The organism is Capnocytophaga stomatis (genome assembly GCF_002302635.1).
Lineage (GTDB): Bacteria > Bacteroidota > Bacteroidia > Flavobacteriales > Flavobacteriaceae > Capnocytophaga > Capnocytophaga stomatis.
This window is the reverse complement of the sequence record NZ_CP022387.1, coordinates 1,253,904-1,270,255: the sequence shown is the minus strand read 5'-3', so window position 1 is coordinate 1,270,255 and position 16,352 is coordinate 1,253,904. Positions and strand designations below refer to the sequence as shown.

At 34.3% G+C, this 16,352-nt stretch carries 15 protein-coding genes and 1 tRNA gene; 9 read left to right on the top strand and 7 right to left on the bottom strand.

Going from position 1 to position 16,352, the window contains the following annotated elements:
• Positions 1-6: 6 nt before the first annotated feature.
• From CGC58_RS05740 to CGC58_RS05730, 3 genes are all read right to left on the bottom strand, one after another.
• Complete coding sequence (locus CGC58_RS05740) at positions 7-2,976, bottom strand: SusC/RagA family TonB-linked outer membrane protein (protein WP_095895723.1); 2,970 nt, start codon at positions 2,974-2,976, stop codon at positions 7-9.
• Between the two features lie 258 nt (positions 2,977-3,234).
• Positions 3,235-4,860: a DUF6377 domain-containing protein gene (locus CGC58_RS05735; RefSeq protein ID WP_095895721.1), complete on the bottom strand. Its 1,626-nt coding sequence runs from the start codon at positions 4,858-4,860 to the stop codon at positions 3,235-3,237.
• Between the two features lie 18 nt (positions 4,861-4,878).
• Positions 4,879-7,470, bottom strand: coding sequence for a DNA gyrase/topoisomerase IV subunit A (locus CGC58_RS05730; protein ID WP_095897128.1), 2,592 nt, complete (start codon positions 7,468-7,470; stop codon positions 4,879-4,881).
• A gap of 364 nt (positions 7,471-7,834) precedes the next feature.
• On the opposite strand from CGC58_RS05730, the gene CGC58_RS05725 reads away from it, so the two are divergent.
• The 8 genes from CGC58_RS05725 to CGC58_RS05690 all read left to right on the top strand — a co-directional run bounded on the left by CGC58_RS05725 (position 7,835) and on the right by CGC58_RS05690 (position 12,459).
• The gene (locus tag CGC58_RS05725; RefSeq protein WP_157909206.1) at positions 7,835-8,263 is read left to right on the top strand and encodes a hypothetical protein; all 429 of its coding nucleotides are present in this window, start codon (positions 7,835-7,837) and stop codon (positions 8,261-8,263) included.
• 102 nt (positions 8,264-8,365) lie between these two features.
• Positions 8,366-9,190 carry a hypothetical protein gene (locus CGC58_RS05720; RefSeq protein ID WP_157909205.1) on the top strand — a complete coding sequence of 275 codons (825 nt, stop codon included), beginning with the start codon at positions 8,366-8,368 and terminating at the stop codon, positions 9,188-9,190.
• A gap of 87 nt (positions 9,191-9,277) precedes the next feature.
• Positions 9,278-9,877: a hypothetical protein gene (locus tag CGC58_RS05715; protein ID WP_095897127.1), complete on the top strand. Its 600-nt coding sequence runs from the start codon at positions 9,278-9,280 to the stop codon at positions 9,875-9,877.
• A 1-nt stretch (position 9,878) separates the two neighbouring features.
• The gene (locus tag CGC58_RS05710) at positions 9,879-10,484 is read left to right on the top strand and encodes a hypothetical protein (protein ID WP_095895716.1); all 606 of its coding nucleotides are present in this window, start codon (positions 9,879-9,881) and stop codon (positions 10,482-10,484) included.
• Between the two features lie 71 nt (positions 10,485-10,555).
• Positions 10,556-11,146, top strand: coding sequence for a hypothetical protein (locus CGC58_RS05705; protein ID WP_232748867.1), 591 nt, complete (start codon positions 10,556-10,558; stop codon positions 11,144-11,146).
• A 375-nt stretch (positions 11,147-11,521) separates the two neighbouring features.
• A complete protein-coding gene (locus CGC58_RS05700) occupies positions 11,522-12,103 on the top strand; it encodes a DUF1287 domain-containing protein (RefSeq protein ID WP_198540764.1) in 582 nt (193 codons plus the stop codon).
• 11 nt (positions 12,104-12,114) lie between these two features.
• A complete protein-coding gene (locus tag CGC58_RS05695; RefSeq protein ID WP_095895712.1) occupies positions 12,115-12,306 on the top strand; it encodes a DUF5522 domain-containing protein in 192 nt (63 codons plus the stop codon).
• 77 nt (positions 12,307-12,383) lie between these two features.
• A tRNA-His gene (locus CGC58_RS05690) sits at positions 12,384-12,459 on the top strand.
• A gap of 146 nt (positions 12,460-12,605) precedes the next feature.
• Here CGC58_RS05690 and CGC58_RS05685 read toward each other — a convergent pair.
• Both CGC58_RS05685 and CGC58_RS05680 read right to left on the bottom strand, forming a co-directional pair.
• A complete protein-coding gene (locus CGC58_RS05685; protein ID WP_095895710.1) occupies positions 12,606-13,343 on the bottom strand; it encodes an LVIVD repeat-containing protein in 738 nt (245 codons plus the stop codon).
• Positions 13,344-13,355: 12 nt separating this feature from the next.
• On the bottom strand, positions 13,356-13,859 hold the full coding sequence (locus CGC58_RS05680) for a hypothetical protein (protein WP_095895708.1): 504 nt from the start codon (positions 13,857-13,859) through the stop codon (positions 13,356-13,358).
• Positions 13,860-14,188: 329 nt separating this feature from the next.
• On the opposite strand from CGC58_RS05680, the gene CGC58_RS05675 reads away from it, so the two are divergent.
• Entirely contained in the window at positions 14,189-14,926 is a 738-nt protein-coding gene (locus tag CGC58_RS05675; RefSeq protein WP_157909204.1) for a hypothetical protein, read from the top strand.
• 9 nt (positions 14,927-14,935) lie between these two features.
• Here the strand turns inward: CGC58_RS05675 and CGC58_RS05670 are convergent, their stop codons facing one another.
• Positions 14,936-15,169, bottom strand: coding sequence for a SemiSWEET family transporter (locus tag CGC58_RS05670; protein ID WP_095895704.1), 234 nt, complete (start codon positions 15,167-15,169; stop codon positions 14,936-14,938).
• A 20-nt stretch (positions 15,170-15,189) separates the two neighbouring features.
• Positions 15,190-16,350: an ABC transporter permease gene (locus CGC58_RS05665; RefSeq protein WP_095895701.1), complete on the bottom strand. Its 1,161-nt coding sequence runs from the start codon at positions 16,348-16,350 to the stop codon at positions 15,190-15,192.
• Between the last annotated feature and the right edge of the window lie 2 nt (positions 16,351-16,352).

Below are 16,352 nucleotides of genomic sequence, written 5' to 3'. Positions count from 1 at the left end.
CAAGTTTTAAAATTCTACATTAAGCCCGAAGATAAAAGTTTTCGTTTGTGGATAAGTTCCCCAATCAATACCGAAAATAGGTTGATTCCCTGTAAATTGGTTTACTTCTGGGTCGAAACCTTTGTAGTTGGTAAAAGTCAATAAGTTTTGTGCTGTGAAATAAGGCTGTATTTTTCGAATTCCTAATTTTTCCAAGCTTTGCACCGGTACGTTGTAAGAAAGTGTTACGGATTTTACACGCAAATATGAACCATCTTCCACCCAACGTGACGAAGCGAAGATATTGTTTGTTCCTCTGACAGCTCGAGGAATATCAGTTACTTGACCAGGTGTTCTCCAGCGATTTAGCACCGCAGTTGATTGATTTTTACCATCGTACATACCTTCCATTTCAATGCGAGAAGCGTTGTAAATATCATTTCCGTAAGAGCCTTGTAAGAAGATGTTTAAGCTGAAATTTTTGTAAGTAAAATCATTAGTCAAACCAAAAGTGAAGTCAGGATTTGGGTCGCCGATAAATGTTTTGTCATTTGAGTCAACATTGCCATCGCCATTAACATCACGATAAACGATATCTCCGGTATCAGGGTTTACACCTTCACTTATGCGTCCCCAAAATTGCCCCAAAGGCATTCCTTCTTGCATTCTTACTACGTATTCATTAGTTCTTTCGGAAGTTCGAGCATAATAATATACTTTTTGAAGTGTCAATTTTTCTAATTTATTTCTGTTGAAAGAAATATTGAAAGCGGTATTCCAATTGAAATCTTCTCCTACAAAATTTCGACTATTGATGCCAAATTCAAGCCCTTTGTTGGTCATTTCACCTTCGTTTCTATACACAAACGGATATGGTGAAGTGGCAGGAAGTGGTACGTTCATAAGCAAATCGGTAGTTCTTTTTAAATACGCATCGGCAGTTAAAGCAAGCCGATTGTTGAATAATGCTATGTCAATCCCGATGTTGCTTTGCGTAGTAGTTTCCCAAGTTAAGTCAGGATTTGAAAAGCTTGTAGGGCTTATTGTTACAAGAGCGTTCGTATTGTTGCTGTCCCACCAGTCTTTTCGTGCGATACTGTAGAGCAATAAGTGTCCGTAAGGTCCAATACCTGCTTGGTTACCTACTTGACCCCAACCTCCACGAATTTTTAAATCGGAAAGCCAAGCCACGTCACTCAAGAAATTTTCTTTGGAAAGTCTCCAACCAACTGATATTGAAGGGAAATAACCCCATCGTTTGCCCGGTGCTAATTTTGAAGAACCATCGGCACGGAAATTAGCCGTTAGCAAATATTTTCCGTCATAGTTATAAGAAATTCGTCCTAAATACGACATCATTGCCCATTGTGAAGCATATGTTTTTGTACTATTAGGGTCGATTTTGTTGGCAGCATTCAAGGTTTTAATATCCGAAGAAGCGTAATGAGAGCCTCTTATTTCGCTTTCATCATATTTTGAAGTAGTTCCGGAGGTACCCGCCAATAATGACAATGAGTGTTTTCCGAAATTTTTGTCAAAAGTTAAAAGATTATCGAACGTTAGCAAAGTTACGTTTGAACGAACGTCAGAAGCATTTCCGAAGTTTTGACGTCCCCAAGCTGTTGCCTCTGGGTCAAGCCAACTTGTGTGTTTGTGAGCTAATCTGTCAATAGCAAAAGTTGATTTGAATTTCAAAGCGTCGGTAAAATGAATCGTTGCTGAACCACTTCCAACAAAACGATTGTTATTGGTTGAATTGTCCGCATTACGAGAAATATTCTCAACCGGATGCGTAATATTCACTCCGTAGAAATTGTTATAATATTGTTTTGGATTATCACTCCAAATAGGAGCGTATGTTGGCGTATTTATCACGGAAAGTACTACGCCTGCACGGTTTGAACCTTGTCCGGAGATAATATTGTTTGAAGAATAGTCAGAGTAAGAGACATTTGCTCCTAATGTAAGCCATTTTTTAGTTTTGTTCTCTAAATTCAGACGAACATTATATCTTTCAAAGAATGAACTGCGGATAATTCCGTCATCTTTGGTGTAACCTGCTGAAAGGTAGTAATTTGTTCTTTCGTTGGCATCTGAAACCGAAACTTGGTAATTACGATTGAATCCTGTTCTGTATGTTTCTTTATTCCAATCGGTTACATCAGTCAATCCAGCTGGAATGGTGGCTGCTTTTGTTTCGTCCATCAACTCTTTGTATTGAGCGTAATTGAGAGATTCAATTTTATTGGCAATGTTCGACATACCAATATACGAATTGATTGAAACTTTCGCTTCTCCTCCTTTTCCTTGCTTTGTTGTGATAAGAACAACACCATTGGCAGCACGCGAACCATAAATAGCTGATGATGAGGCGTCTTTCAATATTTGCATATCCTGAATATCGGTAGGAGCAATATTGTTGATGTCCTGCACAGGAACGCCATCTACCACGTAAAGAGGGTCATTTGAAGCACTGATGGAAGTATTTCCACGAATGCGAACTGAAAGTCCTGCACCCGGAGCTCCACTGGGCTGAACTACTTGAACCCCGGCAGCACGCCCTTGAATAGCCTGAGCTGCTGACGTTACAGGACGCTGGTCGATGTCCTTGGTGCTTACCGAAGTGATGGCAGTAGTTACATCGCCTTTTTTCTGAGTACCGTAACCAATGACAACAATTTCGTCCAATTCCTCAGTCTCTTCCTGCATTTTTACATTAACAGTATTTCCTGTTACTCGCACATCAATAGTTTTGAAGCCTATGAATGAAAATTCCAAAGTGGCTCCTTGCGGAATGTCTTTCAATTCAAATTTTCCATTAAAATCTGTTGATGTACCTTTGGTAGTTCCTTTTACGATTACAGAAACCCCCGGAAGAGGCATTCCCGAATCATCGCTTACTGTTCCTGTTACTTGGAGGATGTTCTGTGCTTCAAGCGAAGCTATCCAGCCGAGTAACAATACAAAACTTACTACATATTTTTTTAGTACTTTCATAAATAAAAATATTTAGGTTATTAGCAACTCCTTTCAATGAAAGTTAATCAATTCTTTCACAATCCAAAATTAGTGAAAAAGCAACTCCTAAAAATGTTGTGGAGTATAAAAGTACTGGTTTGAAAATATACTTATTTGTTTTTTAGTGAATTATGCTCTGGAGGATGCCTAAAAAAGTACTAAAAATGAAACAAAAAACAAGTCGAAATTAATTTCATTTCGACTTGTTTATGATTGTTTTCGTTTTGTTTCGATGTTTTATGTTACTTTCCATTGCCCGATGGTTTTTACTTTCTCCTCGAACTCATCGCGTTCGCCTTTGGCTTTATTTCGTACTTTGGTGCGGTAGTTGTAAACGGTTCGTAGGGAGTAACGCAGGAACTCTGCAATTTTGTTGCTGTCCGTAATTCCCAAGCGAATTAAGGCAAAAATCCGTAATTCGGTATTTAGTAATTCACCTTTTTTCGGAATGATTTTTTCTTCTTCCAAAAGTAAATCATTAAATTCTTCGACAAAGGTTGGGTAAATACTCAAAAAGATGGTGTCCAAGTTATTGTATAGTTCTTCTATTTCTTTTTCTTCTACTGTGTTCGATTTTAGGAGTTTTAACAATTCATCAAATTGATTTCGGTTTGCTTTTTTGTACAAAAGTTTACGATAATTTTCAATTTTGTCAATATAAGCCGAACACAAATCAAAAAAATGGGCAATATATTGTTCTTTAATATGGTTTACTTCTTGTAAATTTCTGTTCATTGCCGAAAGGTCAGTATTGAGCTTGGCAAGTTGTTCATTGCTGTAACGCAGTTCTTTACGGATTTTTATAAGTTTTTTTACTTGTTTGTAAACATATACCAAAGCCCCAACCAAAGCCAAGGACAAAATACTAATCAGAACCAGGTACATTTGTAGTGTCTTTTTCTGTTTTCTTTCCTTTTGTTGGTACGCAGTGTTGATAATTGTATAAAATGAAGTTCCTTCTTCGGCTCTGTGGCGTACATTACAGAAAATTGCATCCTCTATTGCCATTTTTATGAACAAATATGCCATATCGAGATTGCCTGTTGCGTAATGAGTTAGGGCGAGACTTTGTAAAGAAGCGTTGTTTTTGATAGCATTCTGAATATCTGTGATGGCAGACATCGAAAAATAAGCTTCTTGCATATCAATATTTCCCTTTTCTTGATGAATTTTGCCTAAAAAGTATGCGATTAAAGCCCTTTCCGGATTTTTATCTGTGGTTTTTTGTAATAAATTTAAAAATTGTCTTTCGGAAAGTTCCTTTTTTTGGGTATAAAAGTTTTTAATGGCACTTTCTATTTCAAATTCGATGCTTTCCGGCGGAAGATTCAGTAAAAGTGAGTCACGATATCGGTCACTTTGATTGAAGTAGTCGATATTATTGGTGCTTTGCCCGTAATGACTGTAAAAAGAATAGTATGAATCGTAATATTCGCACAGCATTTTCTGGCTCAAAACGGACTTATCAATGGACTTTAACAAACCCAACGCCTCAACGTACATTCCTTTGATGGAGAAAAGCCTTGAAAGAAGTATGTTTGCCTCATTTTGTAAAAGAGGTTCATTCAGTGTAGTTGCTATTTTCTTGTTTTTCAATAGATACGCCACAGCGGAATCCACCTTGTACTTCTGATATTCTTCGTATAATTTTAAATTAATATGATAAACCTCAGAAGTTGGCAGTCTCTTATCCAACAATAATTCTTTCAAGGAACTGATTTTAGCTTCTTTCTTGTTTGTGTATATCTTGCTGTTTTCTATGGTGTTAGATAAATAATTTACGATAGAATCTTTGTTTTGCTGTGCGAAAAATCCATCACAACAGAACGTTACAAAGAAAATTAGCAAAATATGTTTTTTCATAGCTATTTCTGTAAAAAATTAAAATTCTAATTCCGTTTGTCCATTGTTTTCGTCGTTATCCTCTATAATTTCCTCATCACCCAAATCCTCTTCAATAATTTCCGGTTCTTCTTCTTGCTCATACGGAAGCGATTCCAAAGCTATAATTTCTTTTACTTTGTCGGTAGTAAGTTGATTTCCAAGAGCTTTGATTCCTTTTATAGCAATAAATTCCTCCAAGTTTACTGATATGTTTTCTTTCTCGGGTTTTCCTCGTTCTTTGGCAAAAATTACCTCTGCCATTGGTCGCCAGTCGGAAGAAATGAACAATAATTGCGATTTTGGATGTTCGGTGATGATTAGTTCTTCTTTGTTTTCGTTTTCAATTACGAAACGCTTTACGAAACAACGTTCCTTTTCTCCGTCATAATAAATTGCTGAAAGAGGTTTTTCAGGAATCCATTTTTCCATAATCAAAATATTGTCATCGAAATGCAAACTCAGGTCGGGAATAACAGTTTTTACATTGCCATCTTTTGTAGCTAAAAGCAAACGGTCGCTGCCTTTGAAGGCTCCTAGTAGTTTTCCTCTTTCGTCTGTATTTAAGCGTTTTACGATGTCGTCAAACCAAATTTTTCGCGGTTTGAGAGTAGAAACGCCTTTTTCCTTCAGTTCGATGCGTTTGATTGGATATTTTGAAACGAGATTTCCTTTTACGCTACGCCCTTTTATCATCGTATCAGCAAAATCAATGTCCCATTTTAGTTTGCGAATGCTTCCTACCTGACGTAAATTCACGGTAACGATTTCTGCTTCTCCATTCGGATTAGCACTGAAATACAATATTTTAGAGTTTTTGTTGCTTGGGATAAGTTCGTATTCTTTATCGCGAATAACGCCTGTTACGTTAAAACGCTTGATGTATGAAAATCCCGTTTGTCCGTCTTTGTAAATTAGGTTGTAAATGGTGCGTTTGTCGTCTTTTTTGAAAACCGCAGCGTGGATAATATTCTTATCAACGTAAGTTTTGTCGCTGACTTTCACCACTTTCATTATTCCGTTTTCGGTGAAAACAATCACATCATCAATGTCGCTACAATCACCTATGTAATCGTCTTTTTTGAGCGATGTTCCCACAAAACCTTCCGCTTTATTGACGTACAATTTGATATTCCGAACAACTACTTTTGTGGCTTCAATATTGTCAAACGGACGAATTTCGGTTTTGCGTTCTTTTCCTTTTCCGTAAGTTTCTTTCAAACGTTTAAAGTGGTTGATGGCATAATCAATCAGATTTGCTAAATGATTCTTAATCTCCTCAATATCAGCTTCAATTTTTAGCATATTTTCATCTGCTTTGAAGGTGTCGAATTTGGTGATACGAATCATCGGGATTTGCGTCAAACGTTGCAAATGTTCGTTTGTAATTTCTTTGATAAGTTGTTCTTTGAAAGGCTCGAAACGGTTACGCAAATATTGGTAAAGTGTCTCTCTTTCAGAATATAACTTAAAATCAATGTACATTTCTTCTCGGATGAATATTTTTTCCAAAGAAGAAAAATGCCATTGTTCTTCAAGCTCGTGAAGTTCTACTTCCAATTCTTTTTTCAGAAGCTGAACGGTGTTGTCGGTGGAACGTCGCAGGATTTCCGAAACGGTCAAAAAATGCGGTTTGTTGTCCTGAATTACGCACGCAAGCGGAGAGATTGATGTTTCGCAAGCAGTAAAAGCATAGAGAGCATCAATGGTTTTGTCAGGCGAAATGCCAGGTGGTAAATGGATGAGAATATCTACATTTTTGGCAGTATTGTCATCAATTTTTTTGACTTTTATTTTTCCTTTGTCATTGGCTTTCAGGATGGATTCAATAAGCGAACCTGTGGTGGTTGAAAAAGGAATTTCGGTAATACGAAGCGTACTTTTATCCACTTGTGAAATTTTTGCCCGAACCCGAACTCGTCCGCCACGTTGCCCGTCGTTGTAATTGCTTACGTCCATAATTCCCGCAGTTGGAAAATCGGGATAAAGTTCAAAAGGCTGATTTTTCAAATATGAAATAGAAGCGTCAATCAGTTCTAAGAAGTTGTGTGGCAATATTTTAGTAGAAAGACCTACCGCGATTCCTTCCGTTCCTTGTGCCAATAATAAAGGGAATTTCACGGGTAAGTTAACGGGTTCTTTTTCCCGACCGTCGTAACTTACTTGCCATTCGGTCACCTTTGGGCTGAAAACCACATCTAACGCAAATTTGGAAAGCCTTGCCTCAATGTAACGTGAAGCAGCGGCGGCATCTCCTGTGAGGATATTTCCCCAAGCTCCCTGAGTATCAATTAGTAATTCTTTTTGTCCGAGTTGTACCAATGCATCGGAAATACTGGAATCACCGTGCGGGTGAAACTGCATTGTGTGTCCTACAATTTTGGCAACCTTATCCAAATGCCCTTTGTACAATTCCCTCATAGAGTGCATAATGCGACGTTGTACGGGTTTGAATCCGTCTTCTATGGCTGGCACGGCACGTTCCAAAATAACGTAGGAGGCATAGTCCAAAAACCAATTTTGGTACATTCCTGTGATTTTGATGATGCTTTCGCCCGATTGTTGCGGAGTTTGCGGTGTATTTTCTTCGATTGACATAAGGTAAGGATTTTGATAGCTTGCAAATATATGGAAAAATTGGCAAACTTCGGAATTTTGATTTTTGTTTTTAGCTGGGATGTGAAATGCTTAGAAATAAACTTTTGGAAGAATATCAAATGTTTGATTTTTAAGAATTAACCTTTTTAACGATTGCTTTTTGAACAATTATTTCAGAAAGTTAATAAAATACATTTCGGATATATTTTTAACAAATCTATTTTGATAAATTGAAAATAAAATCAAATATTTTTTATGATATAAATGTTAAATTTTGCTTTTTTATCGATTACTATTTTTTATTATCGAAAAATAGTTTTTATATTTGACATATAAAATTGTAATAGTTAAGAATGCTATGAAAGTTTTTTTTATATCTCTATTTTTCCACTTTTTTGTTCAAGCTCAAAATGATAAAACGTTTTATGTTTTAGTGAACCAAACTGAAAAACAGCATTTTGAGTTTAATAAAAAATATTCTGAGAAAGATAAAATATACGTGGTAAAGGTGAAAATTTTTCATAAAGATGAGATTGCGAAAAATAACGTGAAAAATAAGATTGTAAATCAGCCTATTACGAAAAACTATTATGAATTTGAATCTTACGAAAATCCTATTAGGGTAGAATCAATTGATAATCTGCGGGTTTATACTATTGACGACCTTCGCAAGAATTGTTATCCCATAAGTTTAATATGGTCTGATACAAGTTATTCCATAGTGTTTATTGAGAAAATAAAAACAGAATATTATCTGTGGGAAATGACACCAATATATGAGGAGTAAGCCATACTTTTAATTTTTTCAATTATGAAACAAAAACTTTTAATCATAACATTTTTATGCTCTTTTCTCGGGTTTTCACAATCTGAGAAAAGGTTTGTACTTTTGAGTGATATATTTCCTACAAATAGTAAAAGATACACACTCAATACCGAAAAAATGTATGGAATTAAGGCTCAAATAGAACTGTATAATCTTGACCATTATCAAGGATTATTTCTGTTTAGTGTGCTTCCTGATTTGGAAACGGGCGAAAATTGGGAAGAAATTTCTTATGTACTCATAGAAAATGTACTATTCACTGCGGAAGAATTTCAAAAAACTATATTGAACTCCAATGAACTTAAAATTTTCAATAAATATAGGTTAGTGAAAAAGGTTGGAAATAAATTTTTTGTAGCAAAAAATGTGCTTATCGAAAAGTTTAGAGTGCTTGATATTGAGACATCACTTAAAATTTCGGGCAGTAATATTATCAATCTTAAAGACAAAATTATGACTTACCAAGATGTTAAAAAAGCCTATCTGTCTCAAATTAGTGATAATTTTCCGATGGAAGGTTATGCGGACAAATATTCTTGGATAAAAAAAGAGTTTAGAGCGATTTATCTTTCAGAAATAGAACAAAAAAACAACGAAAAAGTATATCGTTTTTGGACTTTTGACGATTGGAATAAAGATTTTGAAAAACAGTATAAACGTTATGACGAAGGAATTAAGAGCACAGAAAGTTACAACTACCATCGTGGCATTGACCGCTTTGCGTATATTGAAGGCAAGGGGATTGTGGGTGGTTCGTATGATTTTTATTTTGACAGAAAACCTGATGGTTTCAAACGTGCTGTACGCCACGATATTATGTGGGCAAAAGAACCTTTCGAGCCTGATAATGAAACAAAAACCTCAAAAAAAATGAATTATCAAAGATAGCCTTGAAAAGGAATGAAAACTTTAATAAAATTAATTTTCTGTTCTTGCGTAAATTACGCAGGCACAGAAAAACTAAAACTACAAATAATGAGAAACAAGTTAATTATAGCACTATTTTTGTTTGCTTTTAAGTCGTATGCACAAATACCGAATAAATCGTTCTTTATAATCATTGATAATAAAGATGGAATTCAAAAAACGGAAAGCAGAAAAGTCAGAGCCAACGACGAAGGTACTGAATTTTATACAGAAAAAACAACCCATTACAAAGAACATCGAGAAATAGAGCTAATCTATGAAAGTGGTAAGACTAATAAAATTCACAAATATTTTTACGTAAACGAACCTGAAAATTGGCAAATTTCTTTCAGATTCAACAATCATTTTAACGGAGGTATTCGCAACAGTTGCATTTTAATGCTTCCGAAAGAAAGATTTAAAGAGATTGTTAAGCGCAAAGAAAATTATTATATAAAGAATTTAGAGAAAATATGGAAAGAAATGAAAGGAGATGCTATTTGGTTGTTTGTAGCTGCGTATAATTATTTTGATCAAAAAAGCTATCAAGGAGATGGTACGTACAGAGATAATGTATTTATGGTTTTTACTTCCGATTTAGAAAAAGATTATATACCCTGCTACGAAGCTGATGTTTTAATAAGTAGTATTGTAGAATATTGTAATTAAAATGAAAATCTTAATCACATTAATTTTCTGCGTTTGTGTAAATTTTATGCAGGCACAAATTAACCCAAGCTCCTTATTTTTGGTAATTCAAAACGGAGATAAAATGATAAAAAAAGAGTCCAGAAAAATAAGAATAGACTCCAATCCTAATGAATTTTATACTGAAGAAATAAAATATTTTAAAAATCATCAGGAGATAAGATTTAGCTACCCAAATGGAACATTTTCTGATTTTTATGAAGCTCATTATGCGAATGAAACTTTAAATTGGCAGGTTACGTTTCGTCATTCTCATATTGATGATGAAAAATCAGCTAACAATTATATCTTGTTACTTCCCAAGAGTATGTTCAAAAGTTATACTCGGAAGGGTAATGTTCATAATTTCAAAGATTTGGAAAGAAAATGGGATGTTATTAACATTGCTGATTTTTCCGTAAAAATGAGAACTAATCATTCAGAATATGTTTATAGACATTTATTTAATGGAAAATTCTCTGAGACCATAAGATATAACATTTTCATAGTCTTCTCTTCCGATTTAGAAAAGGATTATATTCCTTGCTATGAAGTTGATGTTTTAATAAGTACAATTGAAGAAGAATGAAAACACTAATCACACTAATTTTCTGTGCTTGCGTAAATTTTATGCAGGCACAGAAAAACTAAAACCCAAAAATGATGAAAAACACGTTACTCATTACACTATTTTTGTTTACTTTCAAGTTTTCATTTGCCCAAATAGCTACAAACCATCTTTTTATCATTATTGACAATAAGGACGGTATCCAAAAAACAGAGAGTAGAAAATTAAAAGGGAATGATAAAGATGGAGCTTGTATTGAGAAGACAAACATTTACAAAGAACATCGAGAAATAGAGCTAATCTATGAAAGTGGTAAGACTAATAAAATTCACAAATATTTTTACGTAAACGAACCTGAAAATTGGCAAATTTCATTTAGTTTTAATCATTATGCAAACGAAGGCACAATCAATAATTTTATTTTAATGCTTCCAAAGGAACGGTTTGAAGAAATCGCAAGAGAGAGATATTATGCAAACTATTTGGAAACATTATGGTCAAAAATAGACCTTAATACCATCGGACCATTTTACAGAAAATATGAATATTACGACAAGAGAGTTTCGTATGCGAAAGGAGTATATCGAAGCAATGTGTTTATAGTGTTTACCTCTGATTTAGAAAAAGATTATATTCCTTGTTACGAAGTTGATGTTTTAATAAGTACAATTGAAGAAGAATGAAAACACTAATCACACTAATTTTCTGTGCTTGTGTAAGTTTTATGCAAGCACAGAAAAACTAAAACCCAAAAATGATGAAAAACACCTCAATTGTAATCCTAACTCACAGTTGCAGAAGGTTTACTCTGACTGCGGGAAACTAACTCATAGTTGTAAAAGGTTTATTCTGATTGCGGGAAATTAACTCACAATTGCAAAAGGTTTATTCTGTTTGCGAGAAACTAACTCATAGTTGCAAAAGGTTTATTCTGATTGCGGGAGACTTTTACATTATCGTAAAAATTATAAAATCAATGCTGAAATTCAAATTTCTCAGAAGATAATGATTTTTGGCTTGAATTTTGATGAATCGCTGAGGTTGAAATGAAAAAAGCAATGAAAAAGATATTTTTTGTAATTCTGTTTGGTATTCTGACAGCCTTCACGCCTCAAAACGATTTCAGGAAAAAACTTTCCGAAGCCGCTATCAATATTATTAATCCTTCGGTTAGGTATGTTTCTGATTATGTGTCTATTTCATATCCGGGCGGAGATGTGCCAGCAAATACGGGAGTTTGTACTGATGTTGTTATAAGGGCTTATAGGAAATTAAATATCGACCTTCAAAAAGAAGTTCACGAGGATATGAAAAGAAGATTTTCTGCCTATCCAAAAATATGGGGACTTAAAACCACTGATAAGAATATTGACCATCGTCGAGTTCCAAATCTGCAAACTTTCTTCAAAAAACACGGAAAAGAACTTCCGATAACTAAAAATCCGGAAGATTACAAAGCGGGCGATATTGTAACGTGGATGCTTTCAGGTAACTTACCTCACATAGGAATTGTAATCGACAGAAAATCAAACGATGGCAAACGACCGCTAATAGTGCATAACATCGGAAACGGACAAATCGCTGAAGACGTACTGTTTAAATATCCGATAACGGGACATTATTTCTATGATGGTAAATAATTTGTAAGTAAATGCAAGAAAATAAGGAGAATAGAGATTTTTATTATTCCGAAAAAGGATATAAAATTTTTACGGAAGAATATCTTTTAAAAAGAGGATATTGTTGCCAAAGCGGTTGCAAACATTGTCCGTACGGATATAACAAAAACACAGGAAGTTTGAGGAAAAACAAATCTGAAAAAAAGAAATGGTTCTTCAACTAAAAATGAAAATTAATTTTTTCTGGCAGAAATTTTGCAAATACGAAAAGAATTATTACCTTTGCACCTGCAAATGAAATGGTGGTTTTAGCTCAGTTGGTTAGAGCGTCGGATTGTGGTTCCGAAGGTCGCCGGTTCGAGCCCGGTATTCCACCCAAAACATTTTCACATTTTAAAATTTTATGGTTACTGAGAAAGAGTGATTTTTGTATAAGAATCACTCTTTTTTCTGTTATATAAATGAAAAAATAAAAGGCAAACAAAACGTTTGCCTTTTTTTACGTATGATTTTTTGTAAAAGATTAATATCTTGTTGTGCTAATTACGTACAAATCCGTAAAATCTTCCTTAGTCCAGCCATATTGAGTGATTTCTCTTTCTCCAAAAGCAAAAAGTTTATTGTCGTAGAAAATCAAATCTTTAAAGCTTTTGTTTTCTGAATGAACAAGTGTCGGATTTGTTGGGTCTGTGATATTGAAGAATTTTAAATCGTCGTCGCAAACAGCCAAATAATTGCCTTTTAAAGCAAGTCCTTTGGGTTGTGTTAGGTTTCTTTCGTGAATTTTCACAGGGTTTTTTAAATTCCCGATGTCGTAAACTTGTAGCACATTCAAGTTGTTGCCACAAAAACTGTTGGAATGCAATGTAACGAAAGCGTGCGAAGCATTTGCAACAACGGGGTCGCAAGCGTTAAAGTGCCTGTATTCGGAAAGTTTCTCGGGGGCTTCGGGTTTTGCAATGGAATAAATGAACATTCCGTTTCGTGAACCGATGAACAAAAATTCATTCAATGAAAACAATGTTTCAATATCAAAACCCACATAAATAGTGTTTACCTTTGACGGATTTGTAGGATTTTGAACAGAAAAAACGTTCAGCCTTCCTGAATCCACCACGTACAAATAATCTCCAACCAAAGAAAAAGTTGCCAGCGAACCTCCCACACTGTCTGAATTTTTTCTAAGTGTGTCATTATTAGAATCTTTACTGCAAGAAATTATTACTAAAAGAAGTAGTAATACGGAAAATAATTTTTTCATATTGTTAAGAATTTATTTGTTTTTAACTCTTTTATGCCAATCTACCACCACTGTGCCTTCCGATGGAATAGGATAATAACCGTCAGGAGACCTCAGCACGGGGAAAGTATTTCGGATGCGGTCGTGAATTGTGATTTTATTTTGTGATAAGTCAAAACTAAAAGCAACCAAATCCACCGCCTGATTAACATACATAACCTCACCTCTTATAGCTAAATCGGTAGCTCCGGGGATTTTTAAAAAGGCTTTGAGAATAGGTTTTTCGGGGTCAGTATTATCATAGATGTAAAATCCTTTGTTAGTATCCCCGATGAACATATAATTGTCTTTAAGATAAATTTTTCCGGCATTTTTTACATTCACATTTCCGGAGGTTTTTACCAAAGCAATTGAATTTTCAAAAGCAGAACGCTCCATAGTTTCTGGTTCATAATCAGAGTAATAGATATCGTCTCTGCTGTGAGGACAAGAGTAGAGAATTAGGCTTGTCAGTACAAAAAGTAAGTAAACTTTCATAAATTTATTTTTAAGGGTTAATCTTAATAAAAATACTCTGGGCAAATGTAGATATTATTTTACAAACAAGCAATTTATAATGAATAAAAATAAGGCTCGTGTTTTTTTCTTAAGAACGTAATAAAAAGTAGCTTTTTTTGTTGTTGATGTAACTTTATACTGTTTTAAAAGCTTGTTTTTGTACTCGTGATGTTTTTTTAACATTTGTGTTTTTTTGTTTTTGATAAAAAAAGCGAATGTGTCGTGATTGTTTTGATAAATTTAGTTAAAATGATTTGTTTGTTAATGTTTAATTTTTATATATTAGCACCTTAAAAAGTAAATGTTTTATGAAAAAAATTATTTTAATAATATTGTTGGCTATCTCAATCAGTTCGTGCCAATGTTTGTTGTTGAAAACTTTTGCAATAACCAAATCGGCATTAAAACAAAAGCGGGTGATGATTAAGGGAGACAGAGAGGTAATTTACATCCCAATAGCTCATTTGGGCAAGCAGGCGTATTATGATGAAGTAAAAACTTTTGTAACAGAAAAACGCAACCAAGGTTATAAGATTTATTACGAAGCGGTTTTGGTAGATACTTCTGCTGTTAAAAAAGGACAATTAGATATATTATCTTTAAAAACAAGAAAACTAATAGGATACCATTTGTCTTTCAATTATGCTGACAAGGATAATAAATCACTACCCAAGTGTTATAAAAAATATGTAGGACAAACTTTAGAAAATACAGGGGTATTGCAAGAGATAGATGTAAATGCAGACCTACGGCTTGAAGAAGTTATTGCACGCTATGAAGCGAAATACGGTGAAATTCCGTTAGATGAATGTGATTATAATACGCCTTTAAATGCTCCTTATAAATGTAACGCTATACCTGATAAACATAGGAGTAATAGTGATTATAGCTTTACAAGAGAGTTTCGTGATGAGCATTTGAAGCAATTATTAATAAATAGCGAGGATAAGAAAATCTTGTTGCTTTACGGAAAAGCACATTGGTTACAAGCAATATGGCCTGCTTTACGTGATGAAGGTTTTGAGCTTGTAGAGGGAAAAATTTAGAGATATTTGTTAGTTTTTAGACTTGTTTTTGTTCTCTTTCCCCTTTTTTACAATATAAAAAACCTGCACAAAAGCCAGAAAAGCATTTGGCAGAATGATAGGAATGCTATCAATTGCAAAGCCATAAAAAACAAACAAAATGCAACCTACCAAATTAGTAATTCGGATATAAATGAGGTTGTCTTTTATCAAAAAACTCAGAACCACAAAAAAGGAAGCCGCATAACCAATCAAATCAATCATATATTTATAGTTTTTGGGGTTTATCTTTCAGAAATTTTTACTCTTGAAGAAGCTAAAAACGAAGCCAAAATTCCTAAAATTACAATTGTTCCGAAAACAATTAAAATGTTTATCCATTCAATTTCAATAGGATACGGAAGAGAAGGGCTTATCATAATCCATTGAAAATTTTTCTGTAAAAGAACAATAATAATCCCTAAAATCACGCCAACAAAAGCACCAATTACGGAAACCATTGTGCCTTGTAGGAAGAATATTTGTTGCATCTGTTTTTCTGTCATTCCTAAGGCATATAGCGTTTTTAGGTCTTTCTTTTTGTCCAAAATCATCATTATGATGGCTCCTACCAAATTAAACAAAGCAATGATAAGTACTAATATGAAAATGAGATAGATAGCTATATTTTCAGTATTTAACATTCTGTACAAAGCGTCATTGAGTTGGGCTCTGTTTTTTACGGTAATTTTCTCTCCAAAAATTGAATTAATAGCTTCAATTGCTTGTTTTTCAGAATATTCCGGAGATGATTTTATTTCAATTGCCGATATTTGGTTGGGTTGTAATCCTAAAATGTTTTGAGCTTCTGATAATGAGGAAAATACGTATTTTTTATCCAATTCCTCAGTTATCTGATAAATTCCCGAGACGATAGCAAAAGCCTCTCTGTAAGGTTTTGCTTCCCGTGTGATACTTCCTTTACCTGCCTTAGGAACAACGATTTGCAAAGGCGAAGAGCCATCGAAGAAAGCTAATCCTAAGTGATTAAAAATGGTTGCTCCAATCACCACACTTGGCGGACTAACATCCCAAGTTCCCAAAACTAAAATGCTATCTACTTTATTTACAGAAGGATAATTGTCATCAACCCCTTTTATGTAAGCAATGTGATTTTTCTCTTTGTGATTCAGAAATACTTGTTCCTCAATTATTTGGCTGAAACTCGCAACTTCTTTGGTGTTTCTTAATTTTGTTATTTCTTCTTCTGAAATTGAAATGGTTTTTCCCGTTTTAGGAAATATCTTTAAATCAGGGTCAAAGACAGAAGAGAACGAAAGCGTAAATGTCTTCAAACCGGCAAAACCTGCCAACACAATGAACAACGCCACGCCACCAATCACCACAACCAAGGCAGTAACCCGATTGATAATATTGATGACGTTTTGCGAGCTTTTCGCAATCATAT

Bases quoted from the DNA above. Each gene is read 5' to 3' on its own strand.
- CGC58_RS05740 (WP_095895723.1), bottom strand. From the start codon at position 2,976: ATGAAAGTACTAAAAAAATATGTAGTAAGTTTTGTATTGTTACTCGGC.
- CGC58_RS05735 (WP_095895721.1), bottom strand. From the start codon at position 4,860: ATGAAAAAACATATTTTGCTAATTTTCTTTGTAACGTTCTGTTGTGAT.
- CGC58_RS05725 (WP_157909206.1), top strand. From the start codon at position 7,835: ATGAAAGTTTTTTTTATATCTCTATTTTTCCACTTTTTTGTTCAAGCT.
- CGC58_RS05715 (WP_095897127.1), top strand. From the start codon at position 9,278: ATGAGAAACAAGTTAATTATAGCACTATTTTTGTTTGCTTTTAAGTCG.
- CGC58_RS05710 (WP_095895716.1), top strand. From the start codon at position 9,879: ATGAAAATCTTAATCACATTAATTTTCTGCGTTTGTGTAAATTTTATG.
- CGC58_RS05705 (WP_232748867.1), top strand. From the start codon at position 10,556: ATGATGAAAAACACGTTACTCATTACACTATTTTTGTTTACTTTCAAG.
- CGC58_RS05700 (WP_198540764.1), top strand. From the start codon at position 11,522: ATGAAAAAGATATTTTTTGTAATTCTGTTTGGTATTCTGACAGCCTTC.
- CGC58_RS05695 (WP_095895712.1), top strand. From the start codon at position 12,115: ATGCAAGAAAATAAGGAGAATAGAGATTTTTATTATTCCGAAAAAGGA.
- CGC58_RS05685 (WP_095895710.1), bottom strand. From the start codon at position 13,343: ATGAAAAAATTATTTTCCGTATTACTACTTCTTTTAGTAATAATTTCT.
- CGC58_RS05680 (WP_095895708.1), bottom strand. From the start codon at position 13,859: ATGAAAGTTTACTTACTTTTTGTACTGACAAGCCTAATTCTCTACTCT.
- CGC58_RS05675 (WP_157909204.1), top strand. From the start codon at position 14,189: ATGAAAAAAATTATTTTAATAATATTGTTGGCTATCTCAATCAGTTCG.
- CGC58_RS05670 (WP_095895704.1), bottom strand. From the start codon at position 15,169: ATGATTGATTTGATTGGTTATGCGGCTTCCTTTTTTGTGGTTCTGAGT.
- CGC58_RS05665 (WP_095895701.1), bottom strand. From the start codon at position 16,350: ATGATTGCGAAAAGCTCGCAAAACGTCATCAATATTATCAATCGGGTT.